2 protein-coding genes are annotated in these 1,914 nt (G+C 61.3%); both read right to left on the reverse strand.

Translation table 11 applies throughout. From position 1 onward, the window contains the following. On the reverse strand, positions 1-646 hold a 646-nt coding region (locus V6C07_RS01850; protein WP_333534692.1), incomplete at its 3' end, for a peptidase U32 family protein. After that, entirely contained in the window at positions 643-1,659 is a 1,017-nt protein-coding gene (locus V6C07_RS01855; protein ID WP_333534693.1) for an NAD-dependent epimerase, read from the reverse strand. The genes V6C07_RS01855 and V6C07_RS01850, both read right to left, overlap by 4 nt. Positions 1,660-1,914 lie beyond the last annotated feature (255 nt).

Raw genomic sequence — 1,914 nt, forward strand, 5'->3', positions numbered from 1 at the left:
AGGGCTGCACGCAGCGGCCGCGCAGGCCGCTTTTGCCGCCCATATAGCTGGACCAGTAACAACGGCCGGAAACGCAATAGCACAACGCGCCGTGAACAAAGCACTCAAGGTCAAGCCCTTCGGGGCAGGCTTCGCCCATGAGGCGTATTTCGTCAATGGAAAGCTCACGCGGCAGAATGACGCGGCTGGCCCCAAGTTTTTGGGCTTCCACAAGGGCGGCGGGATGGGTGAGGTTTGCCAGGGTGGAAAGAAAGATGCCGCCCTCAAAACCGGCCTGACGCGCCAGATCAAGCATGGCAAGGTCCTGAACAATAAGGCCGTCCGGGCGCACCTGAGTCGCCAGCCGCCTGGTGAGACGGTAGGCGGCGGCAGGCTCGTCCGGCTTGATGAGCGTATTCATGGCCACGTAAACGCGGGCATTTTCGGCATGGGCCAGATCTGTCAGGCGCGAAAGTTCGGTCAGACCGAAGTTTTCGGCCTGCATGCGCGCTGAAAAATGCTTGAGGCCCAGATAGATGGCGTCTGCCCCGGCAGCCAGCGCGGCCAGAAAAGACGGGGTGTCTCCTGCGGGGGCCAGGATTTCCGGCCGGGCCGGAGTGGGGGCGAGGACGGATTCAGACGCCGGAATAATTTGAGAATCGCTCATATTTTGTAATACTCTTTATACCATTCCACAAAGCGGGCGATGCCCTCGCGCAGGGGCGTCGAAGGGGCAAAGCCCGTCAGGGCGGTGAGGTCGTTGATGTCGGCCCAGGTGGCCTTTACGTCGCCGGGCTGCATGGGCAGCATGTCCTTGCGGGCCTTCATGCCCAGCGCGTCTTCAAGGGCGGCGATAAAATCGTTGAGTTCCACAGTGTTGTTATTGCCGATATTATATATGCGCCAGGGCGCGGAGCTGGAGGCCGGGTCGGGCGCTGCCGGATCAAATGCCGGGTCCGGGCCGGGGGCCAGGGGCAGCAGGCGTACAATGCCTTCCACGATGTCGTCAATATAGGTGAAGTCGCGGCGCATGCGGCCTTCGTTAAAGACTTTGATAGGCTCGCCGCGCACAATGGCGGTGGTAAAAAGGTGCAGGGCCATGTCCGGTCTGCCCCACGGGCCGTACACGGTGAAAAAGCGCAGCCCGGTGCAGGGGATGCCGTAAAGGTGGCTGTAGGAATGGGCCATAAGCTCGTTGCTTTTCTTGGTGGCCGCATACAGGCTTACCGGGTGGTCCACATTGTGCCGCACGGAGTAAGGCTGGGCCGTATTCAACCCGTAGACCGAAGAGGATGAGGCGAAAAGCAGGTGGCCGACCTTGTTGTGGCGGCAGCCTTCAAGCACATGCCCAAAGCCTGTGAGGTTGGAACTGAGATAGGATTCGGGGTTGATGAGGCTGTAGCGCACCCCGGCCTGCGCGGCCAGGTTGACAACATGGGTGAAGCCTTCGCGCGCGAAAAGGGCGGTCATGCCCGGCCCGTCGGCCAGATCCAGCGGCTCGAAACGAAAACGGGATGCCTGGGGCAGGGCGCCCAGTTGCGCCAGACGGTTTTTTTTCAGCTGCACGTCGTAGTAGTCGTTGCAGTTGTCTACGCCTGTCACGCTGTGGCCGTCGGCCAGCAGCCGCGCAGCCAGGTGATAGCCGATAAATCCAGCCACGCCGGTTACCAGAACGTGCATATGACTTTCCTCCAGTTGTGCATGCAGGCAAGGTAAGCCAGATGCCGCTCGTGAGCAAGCAAAGGCCGCAGGCCCGGTTCGCTTTATGAATGTTTGCCGTGTCCGGCCGTCCGGAACGGGCCTGGGGACTTGCGGGATGGCCCGTGGCAAAGTATGCTGCGCAGCCAGAGGTGAGCATGCACACATCCGATACGAAAGAGCGCCGGAACGCGGCCGGAAGTCCTGATGCAGCGGGCGCAAAGCGCCCTGCTGACG

This window comes from Desulfovibrio sp. 1214_IL3152 (assembly GCF_036763055.1).
Lineage (GTDB): Bacteria > Desulfobacterota > Desulfovibrionia > Desulfovibrionales > Desulfovibrionaceae > Desulfovibrio.

Coding starts and splice junctions, on each gene's coding strand:
- V6C07_RS01855 (WP_333534693.1), bottom strand. CDS start 1,659: ATGCACGTTCTGGTAACCGGCGTGGCTGGATTTATCGGCTATCACCTG.